Genomic DNA, 22,083 nt, shown 5'->3' on the forward strand with positions numbered 1-22,083 from the left:
GCTATAAACATGAAACTGAATACTCTGACTAAGTATGTCAGCGCTGCGGTGCTGGCCGGATCTCTGGGCTTAACAGCGGTTGCTGAGGCTGCAACGCTGAAAATCAGCCACATCCGTCCACAGGGCGCGATCATTGATAACGAACTGAAAGATTTTGCTGCAAAAGTAGATACAGCGACTGAAGGTGATGTGAAGGTAAAGATCTTCGCGGCCAGCGCACTGGGTGATTACACCACTGTTCAGGAGCGTATCTCAGTAGGCGCAATCGACATGGCAGTGCAGCCAGCAGCGACTGCTGCTGAGCGTAAGATGCAGATCAGTGCGTTTCCATATGTGGCCGAAAACTGGACACAGGCAAAAGAAATTTATGGCCCGGGCGGCGCGATTCATTCAGCAATGAAAGCGCTGTATGCCAAACAGGACATCACTATGCTGGCGGCGTATCCGGTGTATTTCGGTGGCGTAGCACTGAACCGTGATGCGGTTTCACCAGGTGATCCGAGCGTAGATAAAGGTATTAAAGTACGTGTACCAGGTATCAAAAGCTTCCAGCTGACATCTGATGCACTGGGCTACATTAGCTCTCCAATCCCATTCTCTGAAGCATTTACTGCTGTACAGACTGGCGTAGTTGACGGAGTTGTTGGCTCCGGCGCTGAAGGCTACTACGCATCTTTTCGTGATGTGACTAAGACCTACGTGCCAGTGAATACTCACTTCGAAGTCTGGTACATGATCATTAATTCTGAATCACTGGCTGATCTGGATACAGAAGATCGTGCAGCGTTAGAGCAGCAGGCGTTGGCATTTGAAACTAAGCGTTGGGAAAACGCTGAAGCGGATCAGGCGGCTTATGAGCAGAAGCTGGCAGATAACGGCGCGACTATTGTGGACCTGAGCAATGAAGAACTGGCTGCAGCAGCAGCGAAAGTACGTGCTGAAGTATGGCCGCAGATTCTGGAAGACGTAGGTGCCGAATGGGGCCAGAACGTTCTGGACCAGATCGCTAAGTAAAACGCATATTTCACCAGGCCCTGGGAGGTGTGTATACCGCTTCCCAACCGGCCGGGCAGATAACTGCCTGGCTGGTTTTCTACCTGCTTAGTGATTCTTCAGTAATAAGCTTAAACAGCATCTGCTAATGAAAAGCGTGCTTATAAAACGATCTAACAGATAGTTTTGGCCAGTAGCTGGCGAATTTTTAGAGCATCAGTTACTGGCAAAGTTTTCTGTCCGCAGTTCTATGGGCGGGTGTATTACCGCCAAATAAGGAAGCCTATGTTTCGTTATCTTGCAGATGACGCACCGAATAAAAGCCAACAACAGGTGTGCATCATAATTAATGACCGCAAAGTGACTGTACCGGTGAATACCTCCGTGTGGTCGGCTATGGCTGCCAGTGGTGAAGCCACCACCCGGTTGTCATCTGTCTCACAACAGCCCCGTTCAGCCTATTGTGCGATGGGTGCCTGTTTTGAATGCCTGGTGGAAATAGATGGCTTGCCTAATCAGCAGGCTTGTATGACACGGGTTTATCCTGGAATGGAAGTACGTAGCCAGACAATAACTGAAGCCAGTCAGGCGGTTCCTTTGGCAGCTGGTTTGGGTTATGAGCTAAATGCTGATCAGGAGGCTGATCATGACTGATAGCTACGATATCGCTGTTATTGGTGCGGGTCCTGCTGGCATGTCTGCAGCAATAACGGCTAGTAATGCCGGTGCCAGGGTAGTTGTGCTGGATGATAAGCCTCAGGCTGGCGGGCAGATCTATCGTCATGTGACTGACAGCCCGTTGGCAGATACTGCATTACTGGGAACAGACTACACCAAAGGTGCAGATCTGGTGGCAGAATTTAATGCCTGTCGAGCAGAAAAAATTACTGCAGCGAATGTATGGCATGTAGACGAAAGCGGTGAAGTTTTATTTTCACAGGCAGGTGCATCTGCCAGCCTGACCGCCCGGGAAGTAGTGGTGAGTGTCGGAGCAATGGAGCGACCTTTTCCCATTCCTGGTTGGCACTTGCCAGGGGTTATGACTGCTGGCAGTGCACAGGTCATGCTGAAGTCTGATGGTTTAGTACGTGAAGATGCTGTGTTTGTTGGTAGTGGGCCTTTGTTATATCTGATTGTTGCTCAGTACTTACGTTTAGGCGTTAAGGTCAAAGCGCTGGTAGACACGACACCAAAGCAAAACTATCTGGCGGCATCTCATCTGCTACCCGGTGCGTTTGGGCACCTGAGTGTTTTGACAAAAGGATTAGGCTTACTGAATGAAATCCGTCAGGCCGGAGTGCCTGTGTATAAGTATGCTGAAGATCTTAATATTCGCGGAGCACTTAAGGCGGAAGCATTGAGCTTCACCTCGAAAGGTGTACAGCATGAGCTTACAGCGGAGCATATTTTTCTGCACCAGGGTGTTATCCCTAACCTGAATATGACCCGGGCAATTGGCGTAGAGCATAGCTGGAATCAGCAACAGCTCAGCTGGCAACCGCAGACTAATGACTGGGGACAAACGTCAGTTCAGCATATTGCTGTTGCCGGAGATGGGAGAGGCATTATCGGTGCAGATGCCGCCCAGCTCTCCGGGCAGTTAGTCGCCTGGCAACAGCTGGCGCGATTGGGACTGATCTCAGCGGCAGACGCGGCGAATCATAGCCAGCCATTACAGCAGAAGTTGAAAAGCTATCAGGGGTTACGGCGTTTTATAGATCGCCTGTATCAACCGATGGATGCACTGCGTAAGCCTTTCCGTCCCGAAACTATGGTATGCCGGTGTGAAGAACAGACGCAGGGGCAACTCAGAGCCGCGTTTGATCAGGGGGCACGGCTTCCCGATGAGCTTAAAGGTTTGACCCGTTGTGGTATGGGGCCCTGCCAGGGGCGTCAGTGTGGCCATATAGTCAGTGAGCTGCTGGCTGAATGGCAGGGGTGTGAGGTTGAAGAGGTTGGCTATTACCGGTTGCGGTCACCTATGCGTTTGATCAATCTTACAGAGCTGGCACGTTTTCAACCGCATCATCAAACTGCCCGTACCGAGGTGAAGTTATGAATGCTCAGGCCGGTAAGAGTAAAGCCAGTGTGATTATTATTGGTGGCGGTATTCAGGGGTGTTCGACCGCTTACCAGTTAGCGAAGCGTGGCATTGACGTTCTGGTGCTGGAAAAGGACCGGGTAGCAAGGCATGCGTCAGGTGTTAACGCTGGTGGTGTACGTCTGTTAGGCCGGGATATCGCCGAAGTGCCCTTGAGCAATGTGTCGATGCAACGCTGGCAAACCCTTGATGATGAACTGGATGCTGATACGGGTTTCCGACGACGCAGTCTGATTAATATTGCGGCGGATGAAGCGGATATACAAACCCTGCAAAAGCGTCAGGATGTGATGCATCAGCAGTGCTATTTTCACGAAACAATGATCGATCAACAGGAATTACGCGAACGTTTGCCCCATGTGGCTGATTATTGCGTCGGCGGTGTGGTTTCTGAGACAGATGGTTATGCGATTCCCTATAAGTCTACTTTCGCGTTTCGTCAGGCGGCGGCCAGGTTGGGTGCAAACTTTGTTGAAGGTCAGCAGGTGCAGCAGCTACGCCGGGTAGGTAATAGCTGGCTGGTGGAAACAGTAGCCGGACGGTATGAAGCTGAGTATCTGGTGAATTGTGCAGGTGCCTGGGCAGATCAGGTTGCTGTCATGATGGGAGATAACTGCCCAATGACATACAGCGCGCCAATGCTGATGATCACCACCAGAATGCCTCACTTTGCGACGCCGGTAGTGGGGGCTGTCAGCAGGCCGTTATCTTTTAAACAGTTTGAAAACGGCACTGTGCTGATTGGCGGTGGTGCAAAAGGTTTTGCGGACCGTGCCAATAATAAAACCCGTCTTGATTACGCCAAACTGGCAGCTGGTGCCAGTAATGCCGTCGATTTCTTTCCAATTATGCGTACCGCCACTGTGAACCGGATGTGGGCGGGCTTAGAGGCTTACATGCCGGACAATCTGCCGGTGATCAGCGCGAGTGTTAACAGCCCGAATGCTTTCCATGCTTTTGGTTTTTCTGCCCACGGTTTCCAATTGGGGCCGGTGGTAGGTGAAGTGATGGCCGATCTGATTACCCGAACCCATAGTGATTTTGATCTCAGTGCATTCAGAGTTGATCGCTTTGAACGCAAGGTCCTGTAGGCAGCAGGTTTTCATAGTTAATTGATGGTTGCTGTTCAGGAATCATCACTCAAGAGAGGTTTTGAAATGACAATTGAACGTATCGAATCTAATGAACGTATGAGCAAGGTAGTTAAGCATAACGGTACCTTGTACCTCTGTGGTCAGACTGCCAGTGCGCCGGAGTGGGATATTTCTGAACAGACGCAGCGTTGTCTGGATAAAGTAGAAACACTGCTGACGGAAAACGGCAGTGACCGTAATAAGATCCTGTCGGTAACCATTTATGTGCGTGACATGAAGGACTTCGCGGCGATGAATGCGGTATGGGATGCTTGGGTAGCGGACTATGAAAAACCCGCCCGTGCCTGCGTGGAAGCCCGTATGGCCCGTCCTGATCTGTTAGTAGAACTGTCGGTCATAGCCGCGCAGTAGTTATGTATTTTAATCCGGTATTGCCTTACGAATAACCGGTTGAATGAACAGACAGCCGGATAACATCCTTGAACCAGGTTCAGTAACTGTTATCCGGTCTGACTCCCGCAGCGGTTTATGCTAACCGCCTGAGTTCTCCGCTCAGGCGGATTTTTTACTTTAGGTTGTGTTGAATCTTGTCCAGTATTTGCCAGATTCGATCACCCCATGAAGCATGTTCCGGTTTCATAAGGCAAGAACGTACACAGGTGGTGTAATCTGAATCTACATATACATCCGGAAATGTTTTCTTGATGAGATGCGACGGATAACTGAATGTTGCCAGATACAAATCCTGCTGCTCGGCCCGTTCAAACGTCAGTTGCGAAAGCCTGGATATTTCACTGGTGCTGGTTGCCTTAGGTGCCCAAATAACAATATCCAGATCCGGTTCCAGTGGTGTGATAAATCGACTGTCGTTGTTAAGACGGGCGTATAAAGCCAGTGCTGCCTCTCGACAGTGGCTCAGGTCGGTAGCAAAGTTGCCTTTAGGTACTAGCGGGAACATTTCCAGCGTTGCCCAAAGAGCCACCGCAGCTGCGCCTGCACGTGAACATTCCAGACTGATTTCTCCCAAGTGCAGTTCATCTGAACTGAAATAGGTATAGGGAGAGTCGTGTTTGTAATAACGTCCAACTTGCGGATCTCGGAACAACACACAGCCGCAGCCGTAGGGTTGCAGACCGTGCTTATGAGGGTCTACTACAACAGAATCTGCTTGTTGGATTGCATCATAGGCAGCCCGTACCTCAGTTGTGAGGTTATCCGCCAGGGTATAGTAGCCACCGTAGGCTGAATCGATGTGGATCCGAAAACCGTATTTCTTTTGTAGCTTTAATATTTCTGGCAACGGATCGACCGAGCCGACGCCGGTGGTGCCCAGAGTTACCACCACAGTGCCAACGTCCAGTTGTTGCAACTTAGTTTCCAGGTCTGTCAGATCCATTCGTGCCTGATCATCCACGGCTACCGGTTCAAACGGAATTTGTAGGACGCCGCAAATTCGGTTGTGGGTGTAATGGGCCTGTGATGAGGCTAGTACTGTTTTACCTGGATGGATGTGATTAGCAACCCATAAGGCTTCCAGATTAGCCAGAGTGCCGCCCCCGGTGAGGTGGCCAAGATAATCATTCCAACCGTACATTGTTGCGATTTTAGCAACAGCTTCTTTTTCCATGGCTGAGCTGGCTTTACCGCCGTCCAGTGCATGATTATTCGGATTGATCCAAGTCGCGAGCATATAGGCCATACGGGCTACTGGATGAGGTGGCTTGAGCATTTGTCCTGCATATTGTGGATGCGGATAAGGGTAGTTATCCCACATTTTTTCAGCGACCTGTAAAAGAATCTCTTCGGCTTTTTGCTGATCGTATTCAGTAGTATGGGCTGGCAAATGGCTGTAACCATCTGCGAGTTTTTCAACAGCTTTTTGAAGAATGCCAATACTGGCTGTTTCTATAGTCATAACAGTTATTTCCGTGGGTAGTTTTAGAAAGCGGAGATCACAAGTACCGCAACAAATGCTGGTACTACATAGCGGATGACGACACGAAATACCGGTATTGCTTTAGGATCAGTACTGAACATGGCCTCCAGTTGGGGCTGTCTTAAAGCAAAACCACAGAACACTGCTGTTGCCATTGCACCGAAGCTCATAAAGACATTGGCTGTCAGATAATCCAATGCGTCGAAAAAGGTTTTTCCAAAGAAGACGGGCGAGTTCCAGATATTTAGGGAAAACACGGTTCCGAGACTTACTATCCACAGGCTCAGTGTTGTTAAACCTGCGGCGGTTTTACGGCGTAAATTAAAACGGCGTTCCAGCCAGGCGACTGTTGGTTCCATCAGCGAAATCGCTGACGTAAGTGCAGCAATGAACAACATGAAGAAAAAGAGTGAACCAAACAGCTGGCCATAAGGCATATCACTGAAGATAAGTGGCAGGGATATGAACATCAGACCTGGTCCTGCACCTGGTTCTAAACCGTACTGAAATACTAACGGAAAGATTGCCAGGCCCGCTGTCAGTGCGACCAGAGTATCAATACCTGCAACAGCAAATGCTGTCTTGGTGATAGAGCTATTGGCCGGCATATATGCGCCGTAGGTGATGATAGCCGCGGAGGCAAGGCTCAGAGTAAAAAAGGAGTGGCCGACAGCAATGAATATGGCTTCGCTGCTGAGTTTGCTGAAATCTGCACTGAAAAGGAAATCAACAGCTGCTTCAAAGTTACCGTTAGCAGCAGAGTAACCAATTAGCACAGCCAGCATCAACATCAGTGAAGGCATAAGCCAGTTAATGGCTTTTTCAATACCTTTTTCGATACCGGAACTGATAATGCTAAATGTAATGAGTAGGAAAATTACGCTGAAGATAATCAGTGTGACAGGATCTCCCAGCAAGTTTTCAAAGGTACCACCGGTAAAAGCGGTATCTATAGTCGTACCTGCTGTGTTAAATGTGCCATTTGCTGTGATCCAGAAGTAATACAGGCACCAGCCAGCAACGACAATGTAGAAAGATAGGATCAGATAACTGGTACAGATAGCCAGTCCGCCGATAGCTTTCCATCCTTTGCTGGCTCCTGCTTTACCTGCAAGATTACCGAAGGCGTCTACTGCATTGAGTCGGGTCGCACGACCGATACCAATTTCTGCCATTAATAGCGGTATGCCAAACAGAAGAATGCAGGCCAGATAGACGAGTACGAATGCTCCGCCTCCGTTTTCACCTGCTATATAAGGAAATTTCCAGAGGTTTCCCAGGCCGACAGCAGAACCTGCTGCAGCCATGACAAATGTTAATCGACCGCGCCAGATTCGGTTGTTTGCTGGGGCGTCAGCCTGACCGTTATAGGTAATATTTTCAGCACTCATAGAGTTGCTCCTGATTCTTATTTTTGTAGAGAAGTGATTCCGGCCGCAACCATCACCACTGTGGCAGAGGTGATGTCAGTGCAAACCGGTAACAAATAAGAGTCTATGGAATGATGTAAAAGCTAAGAAATGAAACCTGGAGATGGCGGCTATAACTTCAGTGAATGCCCTGAGGAGAGAAAATAGATTTACGCATGACAGTCGCAATTTCCTCCCTTGCCCAATGGTGGGCTGCATCATTGTGATGGATGCTGTGCCACAGCAGAAAATATTGGTGATCAGGTAAGCTTTCTATCGGCAACTCACGCCATTGAACCTGATGCACTCTGGCGGCATTAGCGGCGATATGTCGAGGTACGATCAATAGCATGTCGGTGGCAGCCGCGACATTAAAGGCAGAAGTATAAAAAGGTACTTCATAGGCAATTCGTCGTTGTAAGGCACATGTTTGTAAATACTGATCAAAAAAGCTGTCTTTATCGCCGCCCGCAGTGATCCGGATGAAAGAGTATTTAAGCAGGTCAGGCAAGTCTGGATCTGTCAGTGTATTTAGTGGATGCTGTCTGGCCATTAATAGTACAGGTTGATCATTACCCAGATGGATACCATATAGATCTTCTGGAATTTCGCTGGCCATAGTAGTGGCATAATCAATAGGCATAGCGCCAAGATTGCCTAACCATTCGGGTTGCCATTGTCTGTAAACCAGATCAATACCAGGTGCCTGCGCTGAAAGGCTGCAGATAACATCCGGAAATATGAAATTAGCGACGTAATCTGTACAGGCGAATGTAAGTCGGCGGCGGCACTGGCGAGGATTAAAGCCACTGTCATCCCGTAGGTTATCAAGTTGATTTATGATCGTCTGTAAGCGGGGTTTAAGCCGCTGTGAGAGGCTTGTTAGCAGGTAATCATTGCCGTGGCGAACTAATAGTTTATCGTCAAAGTAATTCCGTAATTGAGCCAGTTGTTTACTCATTGCTGATTGGGTCATGCAAAGTTGATCCGCACTTTGTGTGACATTCCGGGATTCAAGTAATACTGCCAGGGAGCGCAGCAGGTTTAGATTAAGGCGTTCCATTGGCAACTCCGATAAATAGTTAACTAATTAACAGTTTATGGGGGTGGTCAGAAATGCTTATATTTCATGTCAGTCATGAATAAACGGAATAGCTCAGGCAATTCATGTAGATAGCACTGTGTTATGTAAAAGTATGAATGAGTAAGCCCAAGTTGCTTTTACGCAGACTTTGCGTTTTGCTTATGCTCTTCAGGATGAAGTGAGTAATGAGGTACAGCTGTGTTTTTGATAATACGTATCGCAATGTTTTGCGGACTTTTTGCGCTGACAGGAATGGTCAGTGCGGAAGTATTTCATTATGTAACTGACAGCGGTCGAAAAGTTTATGTTAACAGCAAGCATAAGGTACCGGCGCAGTACAGGGATCAGTTGAAAGTGAAAAAGGAAGCGAGTGCTGCATTAACCACTGAGGAAAGATCGGCTCAGGATAAGACGCGGGCTGTGGCACAGACTCAGGCTGATATTCGCCGGGAGATACGCCGCCTTGAAGGCTTACGTGACAAAATGCGCACGCCGGTAATTATTCGTGGTAATCAGGTTGTGGTGCCTGTACGTATGGTTACCGCCGGCCGACGTCTCGATTTGAAGCTGATATTAGATACAGGTGCTACCCGTACAGTTATTCATCAGAACTCTGTCCAGAGTGTGTCTTTGAATGTACGTAATAAGAGCAAAGCAGTTGTTGCTGGCGGCGGTCTGATTAATCTTCAGAACGTCGTTTTTGAGCGTGTTGAGTTTGGGCCTTATACCGTTGAAAATCATACTGCTTCTGTTATCGAATCTAAAAGACAAAGCTTTTATGATGGCCTGTTAGGTATGGATTTGCTGGCTCATTCTGCATATAAAATTGATTTTAAAGAGCAAGTGATTATTTGGAATGCAGAACAGTATAAGAAGGTGAATGATCTGCTTGATGAATTAGCAGAAGAGCAGAGTTCAGAACAAAAACTTCAAAAGTAAGTATGTTTCTATACAGTCTCAGATAAACGAAACTGAGTGAGAAAAGCCTGATCGTAACAGAATGAACGGTTTATTCTTTGGGATTAAGTCGCCCCAGATTTTTAGTACCTCTAAGTTAAATTGTTAAGGAAGATGAAATGCAAAGTTTTATAAAGCTAACCACTATTGCTGTAGCTGTTTTGTGGCTTTCAGCCTGCTCCAGCAAGGTAATGATGAAGTCAGAATCGCCTGATGTTGTAGCGCCGCCTGCGGAAAAGGCGACTGTTGTCTTTATGCGAAAATCGATAGTTGCCAGTGCTGTTGGCGTAGAGATATTTGAAGTAGTCGATGATGAATTAAGCTTTGTCGGTGCGTTGCCTACAGGCGATAAAATTGCTCATCAGACTTCGCCGGGTACCAAGGTTTACATGGCATATGGTGCGGCTGCAGATTTTATGATTGCGAATGTGATCGGCGGTAAAACCTATTATTCGATTGTTAGGCCTAACTGGGGAACCGGCGGTTTTGCACCAACACCTATCAGACAGACAACGTCTGAATACAATATGCAAACGGATGATTTTAAAAGCTGGGATAGCGGCACAGCCTTGATTGAAAAAAATCCGACAGCGGATGAGTGGTTTCAGCAAAATAAAGCTAAGTATCAGGCTATATATGAGAAATACTGGCAGCGGTTTCAGAGTAAAACACCTGACGAAAAACAACAGCGTACTTTGATGCCTGAAGACGGTATTTAAGCTCAGTACGTGAAGTAAGAGGTCTGAGTATTTTGGCCTGATTCGGTAATGCTAATAGCAGGGATATCGAGATGGATACAACTCAATTCGTCATAGAACTGACAGACAAGCTGGCCTGGCCGTTGGTTGCTGTCATGGCACTGGCGATGCTGAAGCGGCCCTTAGAAGAGCTGTTACCGCTGGCTAAACGGCTAAAGTATAAAGATCTGGAGGTTGAGTTTGATCAGGTGCTACAGGCTGTCAGTCGTGATGCTGCAGGAGTGTTTCCGGAGCTTGAACAGGATCAGCGTAGTCGCTTGATCGCGACTGTAAAGCATCTGCCAAATGCTGCAGTTCTGGAAGCCTGGGATGAGGTGGATGTTGCTGCTGAAACCTTAATCCGCCAGCAGGTTAAGGATGTGGATCTGGCCGTTAATACCCGTTACAAAACGATGGGGGCTATACTTGCCCGGCAAGCATTACTGGATACTAAGAAAGTAAAGCTGTTTCATGAGCTGCGTCAGTTGCGTAATAAGGTAGCCCATGCTGAAAACTTCAGTGTCGGACCGGCAGAAGCGGTGCAGTATATTGAGCTTTGCCTGAGGCTAGTGGAGCATCTGAAGACTATCAGTGATACTGCTGCAGAGTCAGATAGCCCGTTACAGGCCATGTCCTGAAGCGGCTCTTCAGAAGCAGCTCTTCAGAAGCAATTCTAAGCTGTTTTAAACCTATAACGCCCGGATAATCCGGGCGTTTGTATTTTAAGGCTTTGTGTTACTTACGTTATTTAAGCCTGAGGTACCAACTGGCGAATATCTTCCAGTAAGCTGTCATTTACTTCGCGGCTTCCCTGATCCTGACGCAAAGTATGACGGCGCTGTCCCGGCAGGCGTACGCCTTCCATTGCTTCCAGCTTGTCAAACAGGCCTTCTGCCTGGTTAGCCCAGTTATCGCCACCAAGTACTTTTGGTGATACCGCCAGCAGGAACTGGCCACCTTGCGGTGGGCCGCCATCTACCGTATCCCTCTCCGCAGTTTCAAAGCTCAGGCTTTCACCTACTAAAGGCCCGGCCATTAATTCAACCATCATGGCAATGGCTGAGCCCTTGTGGCCGCCAAAAGGCAGTAAAACACCTTTAAGAATTTCCTGAGGATCAGTGGTTAGTTCGCCATCGGGACCGAGACCTGTACCCAGTGGGACGCTGTGGCCGTCACGGGCGGCAATTTGTACTTCCCCTTGTGCCATTGCTGCCGTTGCCATGTCGTATACCAGCGGAGAGTGTCCCGGACGTGGCCAGGCGAAGGCTATTGGGTTAGTGCCAAATATTGCTTCGTTGCCACCGGCTGGCGCGACAACGGGTTTATAGGACACACAGGAAAAGCCCATCAGGTCATGTTCCGCGAGGGCTTCTACTTCCGGCCAGAGTGCTGCGAAGTGGTAAGAGTGAGTGAGCGTCAATGCAGCGATGCCATAAGTTTTAGCAGCTTCAGCCAATGCCGGAACAGAGCGCTTTAATGCCAATGGTGCGTAACCGTGGTCACCGTTACAGCGTAAAATTGCTGGCGTAACCTGTTCAGGCTGAGGGTTAGCCTGTCCGTTTACTTTGCCGCTGAGCAGGGATTTCAGATACCCTGGAATTCTGAACAAACCATGTGATGCAGAACCGTCCCGCTCAGCGTGGGTAACTGTGGTTGCGACAGCTGAAGCATTGGCGTCGTCGGCGCCAGCCTGACGCAGGCTTTGGTAAGCCAGCTGATAAATTTCGTCCAGCGTGAGGGTTGCCATGAGCGTTCCTTGTTTCGGATATATAAAGATCAGCTATTGTGCCGGAATTTTCGGCAGGCTCAATAGCTGGCGACCCGGTTACGACCAGTGCCTTTGGCTTTGTATAGCGCCATATCTGCCCGTTTAATCAAGTCCTGTGAAGACAGCTGATCGTTAGGAACCTGACTGGAAATGCCCAGGCTAATAGTGCAATAGAGTTCTGTAGCATCTGTGCTGAAGCGACGAATCGCAATGCGTTCCCTGAGTTTTTCTGCAGCTGCCATACAGTCTGCCTGATTGGTATTTTCCAGCAGTACGATGAACTCTTCGCCACCATAGCGGGCAAGGGTATCAGTAGCCCGGGTAAAAGCTTGTCGAATTATGTCGGAAAGGGCGATAAGTATCTGGTCGCCAGTATGGTGACCCCAGGTATCATTTACCTGTTTGAAGTTATCTATATCGATCATGATCATGCTTAGAGGCTGCTGATCACGCCGGGCTCTGAACCAGGCAACCTGTAAGCGTTCATCAAAGTAACGGCGGTTGTTCATCCGGGTTAACGGATCCAGCCGGTTTTCCTGTTCAAGATCGCCGGCGTATTTACCCAGTTGCTGATTCAGTTTTATGTAAGCCCAGTAGTCATGGTTGAACCGTGAAGCAGTGACACTGATGTATATGTAGCCAATGAGAATAGCCAACGCAGCAATCAGAGGATGTGGGTAGCCTTCTATAAAATATACGCTGAGGGGGATCGCAAACATGACGGCGAAGAAGGTATCGCTCAAAGGCTTATAGATACAGAATGTCAGAGCACCACTTGGAACGATACACGCCTGAATAATGATGATTGCAGCAACTGTTTCAGGCGTAATGTCCTGAGTGAGCAGATAGGCCAGCAGGCTGGCGAAATAAGCAGCATTGATTAATGTGCTGAGATATAAAATAGTGACACGCCAGCCAACGCTGAATGAATTTGTTACTAAAGAGAAGTGGCGGTTCAGGGCGAAGCGGATGAGCGTGAAGCTGCTGAGAATAACCAGATGGAAAAAGAAAAATGCCTGACTCATTTGTACGGTGACCAGTGACAGAATAAACCATGCAATTGGGTAGCTGATATAACCTGTCCGGGTGCGCTGACAAAAGTCATGCAATGCTTTTAACTGAATATCCTGTGTGGCGTTAGTTAGAATCTGGCTATTCATTTCACTTACCTGTGTCGCTGTATCACTCACAGCGGTACGTCTGAAAGACAGATAAAAGCACCGCCGATCATTCAGTATACGCTGGCTGAAGCACATAAAATACCTATGAGATTCAATGGTTTTAGATTGCTTTTTAAGCTGTACGTAAGATGAATGCCGATAAGTTTTTTGTTATCTGTACTTATTGTTATTCATTTTTGTGTATCTGTTCTTATAGGGGGTTTGTGCTTACTCTGCTGCGATACCGGATCTGCCGAATAGAACCGGTCAGCAGTTAAACAGAGAGTGTCCGACGATGTATCAATATGACGAACTTGATCGCCAGGTGGTGAATAACCGAGTGCAGCAGTTCAGAGGACAGATGACACGTTACCTGTCCGGTGAGTTGAGTGAGGAAGCTTTTTTGCCCTTACGATTACAAAATGGTCTGTATATTCAGAAGCATGCACCAATGCTTCGGGTAGCTGTGCCTTATGGCATGTTGTCGTCCGGGCAACTAAGGCGGATGGCAGAGGTCTGCGACCGGTACGATAAGGGTTATTGCCATATTACGACGCGTCAGAATGTGCAGTTTAACTGGGTGAAACTCGAAGAAGTGCCGGACATTCTCGACAGTTTGGCCGAGGTGGAAATGCATGCTATTCAAACCAGTGGAAACTGTATTCGCAATACCACGTCGGACCCATTAGCGGGTGTCGCTGCTGATGAGCAAACTGATCCGCGGCCTTATTGTGAAATTATCCGTCAGTGGTCATCTTTGCACCCTGAGTTCGCTTTTTTGCCGCGTAAATTCAAGATTGCTGTGATCGGCGCGGAAGAAGACCGGGCATCGGTTCAGCTGCATGATGTTGGTTTGCAGTTAGTGAAGAATGCGCTGGGAGAAACCGGTTTTAAAGTCTGGGTCGGCGGCGGCTTGGGCAGAACCCCGATGCTGGCTTCAGTAGTGTGTGAGTTCTTGCCGCAGGCACATTTACTGGGCTATCTGAAAGCGATTCTGCGGGTGTATAACCGCTACGGCCGACGGGATAATAAATACAAAGCACGCATTAAAATTCTGGTGAATAGCCTGGGTGTTGCTGACTTTTCTGCGCAGGTTGAGACTGAATTTCAGCGTACGAATGCTGAAGAATACTGGCTGACGGATGCTGAGCTTGAGCATGCTCGCAGCTTCTTTACGGCACCAGCATATGAGCAGCTGGAGTCGGTTCAGTGGACTGCAGAGTCTGATTCTCAGGATTATAGTCACTGGCTACGACGTAATGTACGGGCGCACCGTGTTACAGGATATGCCATCGTAACTTTGTCACTGAAGTATCAGGGGACGGCTCCGGGTGATATCAGTAGCGAGCAGCTTCGTCGTGTGGCGGATCTGGCGGAGCGTTTTTCCTTTGGTGAAGCGCGTAATACTCAGCAGCAAAATATAGTGCTGGCTGATGTAAAATGCAGTGATTTGTTTGCGCTCTGGCAAGAGGCCTGCCGGCTGGAACTGGCGGCACCAACTATTGGCACGCTTTCCGATGTTGTCTGCTGTCCCGGTGGGGATTTCTGTGGCTTAGCGAATGCCCGTTCTTTACCGATTAATACTGCTATTCAGCAGCGTTTTGAAGATCTTGATTACCTTTATGACTTGGGAGATCTGAGTCTGCGGATATCGGGGTGCATCAATGCCTGCGCACATCATCACATTGCCAATATTGGCATTCTTGGCGTTGATAAAAAAGGTGAAGAGTTTTATCAACTGACCCTTGGGGGCGACAGTGGCATGCGTTCACAGATAGGTAAAGTGCTGGGGCCATCGATACCGCTGGAAGCTGTGCCAGATGCGTTACAGGCCATTGTTGATGTATTCGTCGAGCAGCGCCATGAAGAAGAGCCTTTTCTTGCTACTTATGAGCGCATCGGGAAAGACAGTTTTAAGGAGCGGGTCTATGCAACGAATCATTAAGCAGCAACTGAGCACTGATGATCAGTGGCAACTGATCAGTGAAATTGCGCCAGACTTTATACCTGAAGCGAATATTGATTACATTCTGCCGGTTGAATACTGGCAGGCACTGGCGCCGGAATTTACAGGTTTTTCCACTGTGCCGGCAGTCTGGCTGGAAGCTGATATTGAATTAGAGCCGCTCTCAGAGGTCTTTGCTGCAGTTCCCCTGGTTGCAGTGGAGTTCCCGGCGTTTATGGACGGCAGTGGTTTCTCAACCGGTTCACTGATTCGTGAAATGTTCAGTTATAAAGGCGAGCTGCGTGCATTTGGCAGTTTGCTGAGTGATCAGCTGGGATATTTGCGCCGCTGTGGTTACGACAGTGTTGCCCTGCCGGATGATCAGGACCCTGATACGGCTGTGCAGCAGTTTAATGCTGAAGGTGTCAGTTATCAGGGAGATGTGCTGAGACCGACAACGCCTTTTCGTGACCGGGTACTGAAACGCTAAAAATTGTTGGGCTTTGATGTTTTGTTTCGTCAGAAACAGCGCGGCAAGGGATTGCCGTTTTTCGACCTCTGCTGCTGTTTATGATCAGATTTTTCTTTTTCGTTTTATTAATAATCAATAGCTTGCCTGTAAAAAGTTGACTCGGGAATGCATCTTGCTTGTTAACTCTTCCCTGATACAAAGGAGGCAGCAGTATGAATGTTGGAGCTATAGGTAATGCGGTTGTTGATTTTTTTGGCAGTGACCATTCCCGTACACAGTCCCGTCCGCAACCCAAAGATATAGCGGCAGATCTCGCGACGCGGGTAGAGAAGGGAGAGATAGATGCGGGAAAGTTTGCTGAGCGGTTACAGGAACGTTACGGTGAACGTGCCATTGGCATTGTCCGTAATGATGGCAGTGTCGATGTCAAAGGCCTAAGCGCTTTGCTGGAGAGCTCAGCACCAGCGCCGAGACGTAATCCAGGCGATCCTGCGTCACCTGCCAAGCTTCAGGACCAGGAAATACTCCAGACTCAGTTGATCAATGAGTTTGGCAATGATGCCGCCGCTAAAGTTATCGGTACTGATGGAAAGGTAGACTTTAACGCCTTGGTTGATTTGGTTAAAGATGCTCCTCCAGCCCGTGTTGGCCCGGGTTATCTGAATGAAAAAGTCTGATGAGCAGAGTTTATCCAGCCACATGCAATTTAAGACATCGGCTGGGTGTTCTGCGTTTCAGTATGTATTGCTGTCGCGGCAGAGTTACGTCTGAGGAAAGCACCTAAAGCCATGCATACAAGTACTATTGCGTTAGCAGTAAGTACCCAGTAAGCGGCATCCAGAGTACCGGTAGATTCACGAATCCAGCCAACGATCAGATTACCGGATGCACCACCCAGTCCTGCTGTAATCATGCAGACGCTGCTGATCTGCATTGTTACTGTTGATGAGTAGACCTTGCTTAACCAGCCTGAAACGATTCCCCAGATCGGAAAATACATAATGCCGTAGCCGATTCCAGCTATGAGCGCATAGCTCTTTTGGTCAAACAGAAAAGTCATTAATCCCAGCGCAAATAAACTGCAAATCAGCAGTAATGCGAAATGATGCCCGAAGCGGTCGGCCAGGCGGCCGATTGTAAGCCCTGCTAACATGCCGGAAAGGCCAATTGCCGTCCAGGTGTAACCACCAAGCTCACTTGGTAGCTCAAGTTCTGTCAGATAAATGTTCATCCAGTTAGCAAACGGAATGGTTGAGAAGCACACTGAAAAGCAGATCAGGCAGGTAAAGCGCGCCAGTGGCTCAAATGCGACTGTTTTCATCAGTGCAGAAAGGCTGAGGCTGCTTCTGGCGACAGGTGTTTCAGCTGCTATCTGATGTGCGACCGCGCCGATCAGACCGAGTTTCTTGAGTAAAAACCAGTTGGCAATAATGACGCAGATACCAAAGGCTGCAGCAATCTGCCAGCCGGCACGCCAACCAAGTTGCGGCACAATGAACAGCAATAACAGACCGTTAAAGCTACAGCCCCAGGCGGTACCGCTGGCGGCGGCTGAGAGGTAAGTTGAGCATTTCTCAAGTGGCCCGCAACGACTGATAATCTCGATAATAGTGCTCCAACTGATAGAAGCACTGGCGGACAACAGAGCGAGAGCTATAAGAATAAGTAACGGGTCTGTCAGTACTGAGATTGAAAATAACATGACAGTTATGTTGGTCGCGGTAAGCATTGCCAGACGCGCAGAGCCAATACGTTCGCCGAAGGTGCTGATCAGCAGAGCACCGGCTAAATAAGCCAGCTGAGAGAGTGCACCAATAGCGGCGATATGCCAGTTAGTGAAAGCGATTTCTTCGCGCATCAGTGGTGCCAGGCTGGCAAACAGAAATACGCCGAAACCATGACTGATGAACTGGTTCATCCCAAAAACAAGTGCCATATGCATATTGGCAAAATCCTTTAAAAAACCTGATTGTGGAGCTATCTGGCAATAAAAGTGGGCATCCTAGTGCCGTAGGCTACAGATGGCAAAACAAATTTCAGAAATAATTCTTATCGTTGATAAAGGTCTCTGTGTCTGGTGGATTCAGACCAATAGTCGGGGGATGTGTGCAATCACAGAGCTGGGGTCTGGGGTAAATATTTATTGCAAATAGTTTTTATTTACATTTGCATTCTATAAGATTGCGCCCCTTACATGGGGGGGAATTATCATATGCAGACATTAGCAGTGCCGCGGCCCAACATTCTCATTATTGAGGATGACAAAGGGCTGAGTGAAGAGTTGGCAACACAGCTGGGAGAGTCCGGATATCAGTCGCTGCAGTGCTATGACGGACAAAGTGGCTTAAACACTGCGCTGAACGATCAGTTCAGTCTGATACTGCTGGACGTATTGTTACCGAATCTGGATGGTTTTGCTGTGCTTAGCCGGTTACGTAAATTCTGCTCTACGCCAGTTATTATGCTGACTGCCCGGGGAGCCGAAGAGGATCGTATCAGTGGTTTTCAATGCGGTGCTGACGATTATTTGCCGAAACCTTTCAGTATTACCGAACTGATTTTACGGATTGATGCAGTGATTCGGCGGACTTTGCCGCGCTCTGATGCCGTGCCTGTTCAGCAAAAACTACAACTGGGTGAGCTGGTACTTTTTAAAGAGAATCAGCGTGTAAGCTGTGGTGATATTCAGCTCAGTCTGACAGATATGGAGTTCCGCTTGCTATGGATGCTGGTTAAAGACAGCGGTGAAGTACAGAGTAAATCACACCTTTATCAACAGCTTATGCAGAGACCTTTTAGCCGCTACGATCGTAGTATCGATATGCATATCAGTAATTTGCGGCGTAAGTTAAAAGCAGCGGGGTTTGCGGCGAACAGATTAGTGACAATGCATGGCCAGGGGTACTGTCTGACATGAACCGTAAACTGTTCTGGAAGCTAAGTGTATGTTTATCCCTGGGCAGTATTTTGCTGGTCTGGATTGTTTCTACATCTAGCCTGAATATGGAAAACCATTTCAGCCGTATCAGTGCTGAAAATAAGGCGGAATTATTGGGCTATCAGCAACAGGCGGAAGCGCTGATAAAAGCCGGTGACAGAGATGCTGCCAGTCGTTGGGTGAATGATCTCAGCGCCCGTGAAGATGTGTATGTCAACATTGTCAGAGTACAGAAAGAAAATCTGGTGGAGCTGACTAGCGATCACAACAGCTCGCGGAGAGCTGAGTTAGGCCGCAGTATCGAATGGGGTATCCATCTGTATCACGATAATCCAACGATGGAGTTACAGTTTAGCGATGGCAGTGCATCATTGGTGATTGAGCTGCCACAACGCATGCGTCCTGGCCAGTGGTGGCCGCATATTCACTTTCTGCTGAATACTCTGGCACCGCTGTTACTGATGGTTATTATCAGTATCTTGTTATACAGGCACTTCATGCGTCCTCTGCGGCAGCTGGAAACGGCAACCCGGCAGTTCATGCACGGAGATTTTGCGATTCGGGTACGCCCACAGTTGAAAAGGCGGAATGATGAGCTCGCCCGGTTAGCGGAAACTTTCGATACCATGGCGGCTAGGGTTGGCTCCCTGATTCAGACTCAGCGGCACCTGATTAATGATCTCTCACACGAATTACGCACACCTCTGCAACGCTTGAATCTGGCGCTCACCTCCAGTCGGGATGACAAAGAACAGCGCATTCAGCGAGAAGCGGCACTGATGCAAAAGCTGGTGGAAGATACCCTGTCACTGGCATGGCTGGATAATGTCGCTTATCAGCCAAAGCAAACACCTGTGGATATTCGTGCTTTGCTGGACGTCATTGCTGAGGATGCCCGATATGAATATCCGGATCGGGAAATTCAGCTAAAGGTGCCTGATCATCAAACCTGGGTAGCTGGGAGTGAGCGCAGTCTTAGTCAGGCCTGCGAAAATATAATCCGCAATGCCGTGCGGCATACATCACCCGAAGGCTCAGTGCAGATTACTCTGAGTGCGACTGACGAAGAGGTTGAAATTCGGATTCGGGATCAGGGAGCGGGTGTACCTGATCAGTTACTGGATACTATTTTTAAGCCTTTTTTCCGTGTCGACAAATCCCGTGAGCGGGAAGCCGGAGGATTTGGACTTGGACTGGCGTTAGCTAAGCGCCAGCTGGAAAGTATTGATGCGACTGTTGAAGCCAGAAATTGTTCGCCTGGCCTGGAGATCATCATTCGCCAACTCTGTGTAATCTTACCTCAGGGCGGGTAAACCCTGCCTGACAGACGATATGTAAAACATGTAAAGGTACTGTCAATTTAAGGCCAGTTAACAATAATCGTTCGCATTCGTTTTTAGTTAACTGGAGTATTCACACAATGTCCCCACGATTGCCTGTCAACCGCCTGGCAACGGCTGTAACGCTGGCAACTGCCGTACAGGCCGGATCAGTCTTTGCAGAAGATACCATTCTGATTACCGGAAAGCCGGTAGATCCTAATCAGACGACTGTTAGTCAGGAGCAGCTAGAGCAGTATCAGGCGACTGATCTGGAAGATATCTTTAGCCAGAACCCGGATGTCACTGTTGGTGGCAGTTTTGGTGTTGCGCAAAAGGTCTATGTTCGCGGTATCGAAGATACCATGCTGAATGTGACAGTGGACGGTGCAACTCAGGCAGGTTACCTGTTCCACCATCAGGGGCGTTTATCGGTTGAACCTGAATTGCTGAAGCAAGTCGAGGTTAATGCTGGTGCTGGCCTGGCAACTGACGGTCCGGGGGCTCTGGGTGGTGCGATTCGGTTCATCACCAAAGATCCTGAAGACCTGTTGCGTGAGGGTGAACAGGCTGGTGCATTAGTAAAGCTGAGCTATTTCGATAACACCGAAGGCGGTAAAGCCAGTAGCAGTATTTTTGGCCGTCTGAGCGATAACGTTTCTGTGCTGACATCTTTGAGCAAAGTTGACACCGGTAATATTGTTGACGGTAACGGCAATACTTTGGCGAACACTAAAACTGAGCAGGAAAATGTATATCTGAAGCTGGTCGCAAACCTGGATGAAACCCAGACACTGCGGTTTAGCCATGAATCCCGTTATGACGATGGCCGTCGTAATGTGCGTCCGCACTTCGTTGCAGCTGGCTGGAATCAGGCGAATAAGCAGCAAAGCCGTCGAAACACCACCAATGTGCAATATAACCTGAATACTGAAAACCCTTTGTTGGATTTTCAGGGGAATGCGTATTTCACCAAGAGTTATCTGACTCAACAGCCAGATGACGGTGCTAAGGATGGTGCCGGTGTAAAAAGTATCGGTGTAAACGGCCACAACACGTTTGATCTGGGTGACCATAAACTGGTGATAGGTACGGATCTGCGCCGTGATACAGGTTATTACATTAACAGCACCAGCACGACCGGACCGAATCAGGACGAAGTTCTGGACTTAGTGGGACTGTATGTTCAGGACCATTTTCAGCTGACAGATGCGTGGTTACTGACGGCAGGTATGCGTTATGACAACTACCGTCTGAACGATAGTACGGGGACCAATATTAACTCTGATGGTTTCAGCCCAAATGTGGGTGTGCGTTACAGCGTGAATGAAAATCTGGATCTGCATGCAAGTTATGCACAGGCGTTTCGTGGTGTCGGTGTTAAAGAAGCTTATCTGCTGAACTTTGCTACCTATGGTGCAGGCGTTAAAGCGGAAGAAGCAGAAAACGTAGAGTTTGGTTTTGATTATGAAGCCGGTGATCTGACGCTGGGAGCGACAGCTTTCTACAGTGAAATCGATAACCCGTTGCGACGTACCAGCCGAAGTGTGATCACTAACGATGGCAAAGTGAAGAACAAGGGTATTACCGCCAGCCTGGGTTACGACTGGGATCATACCCGTGCCAGCATTGGTTACAGCCGTAGCCGTCCGACACTGAATGGTCAGCCGCTGAGCGATGGCACCATGGCTGTAGGTACTGCAATTGGCGACACTGTTAGCCTGAATCTGGAGCATGATCTGCCAAAGTATGATCTGCAACTTGGTTGGTCTTCCAATCTGGTTCAGCGGTTAACGAAGGTGGCAGATGGCCGTGCAGAAAAACCGGGCTACGGCGTACATGATGTGTTTGCCAAATGGTTGCCTACCAGCAGCGAAGATCTTTCGCTGACTGTAACTGTGAAGAACCTGTTCGATAAGCAGTATCTGGATCACGGTAGTTACGGTGTCAGCACTGACAGCGGCAATATTATCGGCTTACCAGAGGCTGGCCGCGATATTCGTCTGACATTGGCGATGCGTTTCTAAGCTATACAGAAAGACTGTTAGCCAGCCAGCCAGCCAGCCAGCCAGCCAGCCAACGTCAGTCGGTCGTTTCCTATGCCGCTCAGGGTTTTCAGATATTCATCTGACATGAGTTCCCGGCGGTCCTTGTCAGATGAATGTTGCCA

General features: G+C 48.6%; 20 protein-coding genes. 14 read left to right on the top strand and 6 right to left on the bottom strand.

The genetic code is table 11. From position 1 onward, the window contains the following. The first annotated feature begins 9 nt into the window (after window positions 1-9). The 5 genes from dctP to OCU49_RS01270 all read left to right on the top strand — a co-directional run bounded on the left by dctP (window position 10) and on the right by OCU49_RS01270 (window position 4,599). On the top strand, window positions 10-1,014 hold the full coding sequence (gene dctP, locus OCU49_RS01250) for a TRAP transporter substrate-binding protein DctP (RefSeq protein ID WP_261843215.1): 1,005 nt from the start codon (window positions 10-12) through the stop codon (window positions 1,012-1,014). 264 nt (window positions 1,015-1,278) lie between these two features. Continuing rightward, window positions 1,279-1,647, top strand: coding sequence for a (2Fe-2S)-binding protein (locus OCU49_RS01255; protein WP_261843216.1), 369 nt, complete (start codon window positions 1,279-1,281; stop codon window positions 1,645-1,647). Continuing rightward, window positions 1,640-3,052 (top strand): NAD(P)/FAD-dependent oxidoreductase, encoded by a 1,413-nt coding sequence (locus OCU49_RS01260; RefSeq protein WP_261843217.1) that lies wholly within the window; start codon window positions 1,640-1,642, stop codon window positions 3,050-3,052. Before OCU49_RS01255 ends, OCU49_RS01260 begins: the two co-directional genes overlap by 8 nt. After that, window positions 3,049-4,185: an NAD(P)/FAD-dependent oxidoreductase gene (locus OCU49_RS01265; RefSeq protein ID WP_261843218.1), complete on the top strand. Its 1,137-nt coding sequence runs from the start codon at window positions 3,049-3,051 to the stop codon at window positions 4,183-4,185. The genes OCU49_RS01260 and OCU49_RS01265 overlap by 4 nt, the downstream gene beginning before the upstream one ends. A gap of 66 nt (window positions 4,186-4,251) precedes the next feature. After that, window positions 4,252-4,599: a RidA family protein gene (locus tag OCU49_RS01270; protein WP_261843219.1), complete on the top strand. Its 348-nt coding sequence runs from the start codon at window positions 4,252-4,254 to the stop codon at window positions 4,597-4,599. Window positions 4,600-4,753: 154 nt separating this feature from the next. Here the strand turns inward: OCU49_RS01270 and OCU49_RS01275 are convergent, their stop codons facing one another. The 3 genes from OCU49_RS01275 to OCU49_RS01285 all read right to left on the bottom strand — a co-directional run bounded on the left by OCU49_RS01275 (window position 4,754) and on the right by OCU49_RS01285 (window position 8,596). Then, on the bottom strand, window positions 4,754-6,103 hold the full coding sequence (locus OCU49_RS01275) for a pyridoxal phosphate-dependent decarboxylase family protein (RefSeq protein ID WP_261843220.1): 1,350 nt from the start codon (window positions 6,101-6,103) through the stop codon (window positions 4,754-4,756). 23 nt (window positions 6,104-6,126) lie between these two features. Further along, complete coding sequence (locus OCU49_RS01280; RefSeq protein WP_261843221.1) at window positions 6,127-7,515, bottom strand: sodium-dependent transporter; 1,389 nt, start codon at window positions 7,513-7,515, stop codon at window positions 6,127-6,129. A 157-nt stretch (window positions 7,516-7,672) separates the two neighbouring features. Continuing rightward, window positions 7,673-8,596 (bottom strand): LysR family transcriptional regulator, encoded by a 924-nt coding sequence (locus OCU49_RS01285; protein ID WP_261843222.1) that lies wholly within the window; start codon window positions 8,594-8,596, stop codon window positions 7,673-7,675. Between the two features lie 219 nt (window positions 8,597-8,815). On the opposite strand from OCU49_RS01285, the gene OCU49_RS01290 reads away from it, so the two are divergent. The 3 genes from OCU49_RS01290 to OCU49_RS01300 all read left to right on the top strand — a co-directional run bounded on the left by OCU49_RS01290 (window position 8,816) and on the right by OCU49_RS01300 (window position 10,949). Beyond that, window positions 8,816-9,556, top strand: a complete 741-nt coding sequence (locus OCU49_RS01290; protein ID WP_261843223.1) for a retropepsin-like aspartic protease — start codon at window positions 8,816-8,818, stop codon at window positions 9,554-9,556. 137 nt (window positions 9,557-9,693) lie between these two features. Continuing rightward, a complete protein-coding gene (locus OCU49_RS01295; protein ID WP_261843224.1) occupies window positions 9,694-10,293 on the top strand; it encodes a hypothetical protein in 600 nt (199 codons plus the stop codon). 71 nt (window positions 10,294-10,364) lie between these two features. Beyond that, the gene (locus tag OCU49_RS01300; protein ID WP_261843225.1) at window positions 10,365-10,949 is read left to right on the top strand and encodes a hypothetical protein; all 585 of its coding nucleotides are present in this window, start codon (window positions 10,365-10,367) and stop codon (window positions 10,947-10,949) included. Window positions 10,950-11,059: 110 nt separating this feature from the next. On the opposite strand, the gene OCU49_RS01305 is transcribed toward OCU49_RS01300, so the two are convergent. Beyond that, window positions 11,060-12,058 carry an Ldh family oxidoreductase gene (locus tag OCU49_RS01305; protein WP_261843226.1) on the bottom strand — a complete coding sequence of 333 codons (999 nt, stop codon included), beginning with the start codon at window positions 12,056-12,058 and terminating at the stop codon, window positions 11,060-11,062. A 59-nt stretch (window positions 12,059-12,117) separates the two neighbouring features. After that, a complete protein-coding gene (locus OCU49_RS01310; protein WP_261843227.1) occupies window positions 12,118-13,239 on the bottom strand; it encodes a GGDEF domain-containing protein in 1,122 nt (373 codons plus the stop codon). A gap of 295 nt (window positions 13,240-13,534) precedes the next feature. Between OCU49_RS01310 and OCU49_RS01315 the strand changes: the two genes are divergently transcribed. The 3 genes from OCU49_RS01315 to OCU49_RS01325 all read left to right on the top strand — a co-directional run bounded on the left by OCU49_RS01315 (window position 13,535) and on the right by OCU49_RS01325 (window position 16,333). Continuing rightward, on the top strand, window positions 13,535-15,184 hold the full coding sequence (locus OCU49_RS01315; RefSeq protein WP_261843228.1) for a nitrite/sulfite reductase: 1,650 nt from the start codon (window positions 13,535-13,537) through the stop codon (window positions 15,182-15,184). After that, a complete protein-coding gene (locus OCU49_RS01320; RefSeq protein WP_261843229.1) occupies window positions 15,168-15,674 on the top strand; it encodes a DUF934 domain-containing protein in 507 nt (168 codons plus the stop codon). The genes OCU49_RS01315 and OCU49_RS01320 overlap by 17 nt, the downstream gene beginning before the upstream one ends. A 194-nt stretch (window positions 15,675-15,868) precedes the next feature. Further along, window positions 15,869-16,333, top strand: coding sequence for a hypothetical protein (locus OCU49_RS01325; RefSeq protein ID WP_261843230.1), 465 nt, complete (start codon window positions 15,869-15,871; stop codon window positions 16,331-16,333). Window positions 16,334-16,362: 29 nt separating this feature from the next. On the opposite strand, the gene OCU49_RS01330 is transcribed toward OCU49_RS01325, so the two are convergent. Further along, window positions 16,363-17,598, bottom strand: a complete 1,236-nt coding sequence (locus tag OCU49_RS01330; RefSeq protein WP_261843231.1) for an MFS transporter — start codon at window positions 17,596-17,598, stop codon at window positions 16,363-16,365. Window positions 17,599-17,868: 270 nt separating this feature from the next. On the opposite strand from OCU49_RS01330, the gene OCU49_RS01335 reads away from it, so the two are divergent. The 3 genes from OCU49_RS01335 to OCU49_RS01345 all read left to right on the top strand — a co-directional run bounded on the left by OCU49_RS01335 (window position 17,869) and on the right by OCU49_RS01345 (window position 21,940). Beyond that, window positions 17,869-18,573 carry a response regulator transcription factor gene (locus OCU49_RS01335; RefSeq protein ID WP_261843232.1) on the top strand — a complete coding sequence of 235 codons (705 nt, stop codon included), beginning with the start codon at window positions 17,869-17,871 and terminating at the stop codon, window positions 18,571-18,573. Continuing rightward, window positions 18,570-19,907: a sensor histidine kinase gene (locus OCU49_RS01340; protein ID WP_261843233.1), complete on the top strand. Its 1,338-nt coding sequence runs from the start codon at window positions 18,570-18,572 to the stop codon at window positions 19,905-19,907. Before OCU49_RS01335 ends, OCU49_RS01340 begins: the two co-directional genes overlap by 4 nt. Before the next feature lie 107 nt (window positions 19,908-20,014). Continuing rightward, window positions 20,015-21,940: a TonB-dependent receptor domain-containing protein gene (locus OCU49_RS01345; RefSeq protein ID WP_261843234.1), complete on the top strand. Its 1,926-nt coding sequence runs from the start codon at window positions 20,015-20,017 to the stop codon at window positions 21,938-21,940. Window positions 21,941-22,083 lie beyond the last annotated feature (143 nt).

Origin of the sequence: Aliamphritea ceti, from assembly GCF_024347215.1 — a bacterium.
Lineage (GTDB): Bacteria > Pseudomonadota > Gammaproteobacteria > Pseudomonadales > Balneatricaceae > Amphritea > Amphritea ceti.

Excerpts from the sequence above, each read along its gene's own strand:
- OCU49_RS01260 (WP_261843217.1), top strand. The coding sequence starts at position 1,640 with ATGACTGATAGCTACGATATCGCTGTTATTGGTGCGGGTCCTGCTGGC.
- OCU49_RS01335 (WP_261843232.1), top strand. The coding sequence starts at position 17,869 with ATGCAGACATTAGCAGTGCCGCGGCCCAACATTCTCATTATTGAGGAT.
- OCU49_RS01295 (WP_261843224.1), top strand. The coding sequence starts at position 9,694 with ATGCAAAGTTTTATAAAGCTAACCACTATTGCTGTAGCTGTTTTGTGG.
- OCU49_RS01275 (WP_261843220.1), bottom strand. The coding sequence starts at position 6,103 with ATGACTATAGAAACAGCCAGTATTGGCATTCTTCAAAAAGCTGTTGAA.
- OCU49_RS01270 (WP_261843219.1), top strand. The coding sequence starts at position 4,252 with ATGACAATTGAACGTATCGAATCTAATGAACGTATGAGCAAGGTAGTT.
- OCU49_RS01340 (WP_261843233.1), top strand. The coding sequence starts at position 18,570 with ATGAACCGTAAACTGTTCTGGAAGCTAAGTGTATGTTTATCCCTGGGC.
- OCU49_RS01300 (WP_261843225.1), top strand. The coding sequence starts at position 10,365 with ATGGATACAACTCAATTCGTCATAGAACTGACAGACAAGCTGGCCTGG.
- OCU49_RS01330 (WP_261843231.1), bottom strand. The coding sequence starts at position 17,598 with ATGCATATGGCACTTGTTTTTGGGATGAACCAGTTCATCAGTCATGGT.
- OCU49_RS01305 (WP_261843226.1), bottom strand. The coding sequence starts at position 12,058 with ATGGCAACCCTCACGCTGGACGAAATTTATCAGCTGGCTTACCAAAGC.
- OCU49_RS01315 (WP_261843228.1), top strand. The coding sequence starts at position 13,535 with ATGTATCAATATGACGAACTTGATCGCCAGGTGGTGAATAACCGAGTG.
- OCU49_RS01345 (WP_261843234.1), top strand. The coding sequence starts at position 20,015 with ATGTCCCCACGATTGCCTGTCAACCGCCTGGCAACGGCTGTAACGCTG.
- OCU49_RS01265 (WP_261843218.1), top strand. The coding sequence starts at position 3,049 with ATGAATGCTCAGGCCGGTAAGAGTAAAGCCAGTGTGATTATTATTGGT.
- OCU49_RS01280 (WP_261843221.1), bottom strand. The coding sequence starts at position 7,515 with ATGAGTGCTGAAAATATTACCTATAACGGTCAGGCTGACGCCCCAGCA.
- OCU49_RS01285 (WP_261843222.1), bottom strand. The coding sequence starts at position 8,596 with ATGGAACGCCTTAATCTAAACCTGCTGCGCTCCCTGGCAGTATTACTT.
- dctP (WP_261843215.1), top strand. The coding sequence starts at position 10 with ATGAAACTGAATACTCTGACTAAGTATGTCAGCGCTGCGGTGCTGGCC.
- OCU49_RS01320 (WP_261843229.1), top strand. The coding sequence starts at position 15,168 with ATGCAACGAATCATTAAGCAGCAACTGAGCACTGATGATCAGTGGCAA.
- OCU49_RS01255 (WP_261843216.1), top strand. The coding sequence starts at position 1,279 with ATGTTTCGTTATCTTGCAGATGACGCACCGAATAAAAGCCAACAACAG.
- OCU49_RS01325 (WP_261843230.1), top strand. The coding sequence starts at position 15,869 with ATGAATGTTGGAGCTATAGGTAATGCGGTTGTTGATTTTTTTGGCAGT.
- OCU49_RS01310 (WP_261843227.1), bottom strand. The coding sequence starts at position 13,239 with ATGAATAGCCAGATTCTAACTAACGCCACACAGGATATTCAGTTAAAA.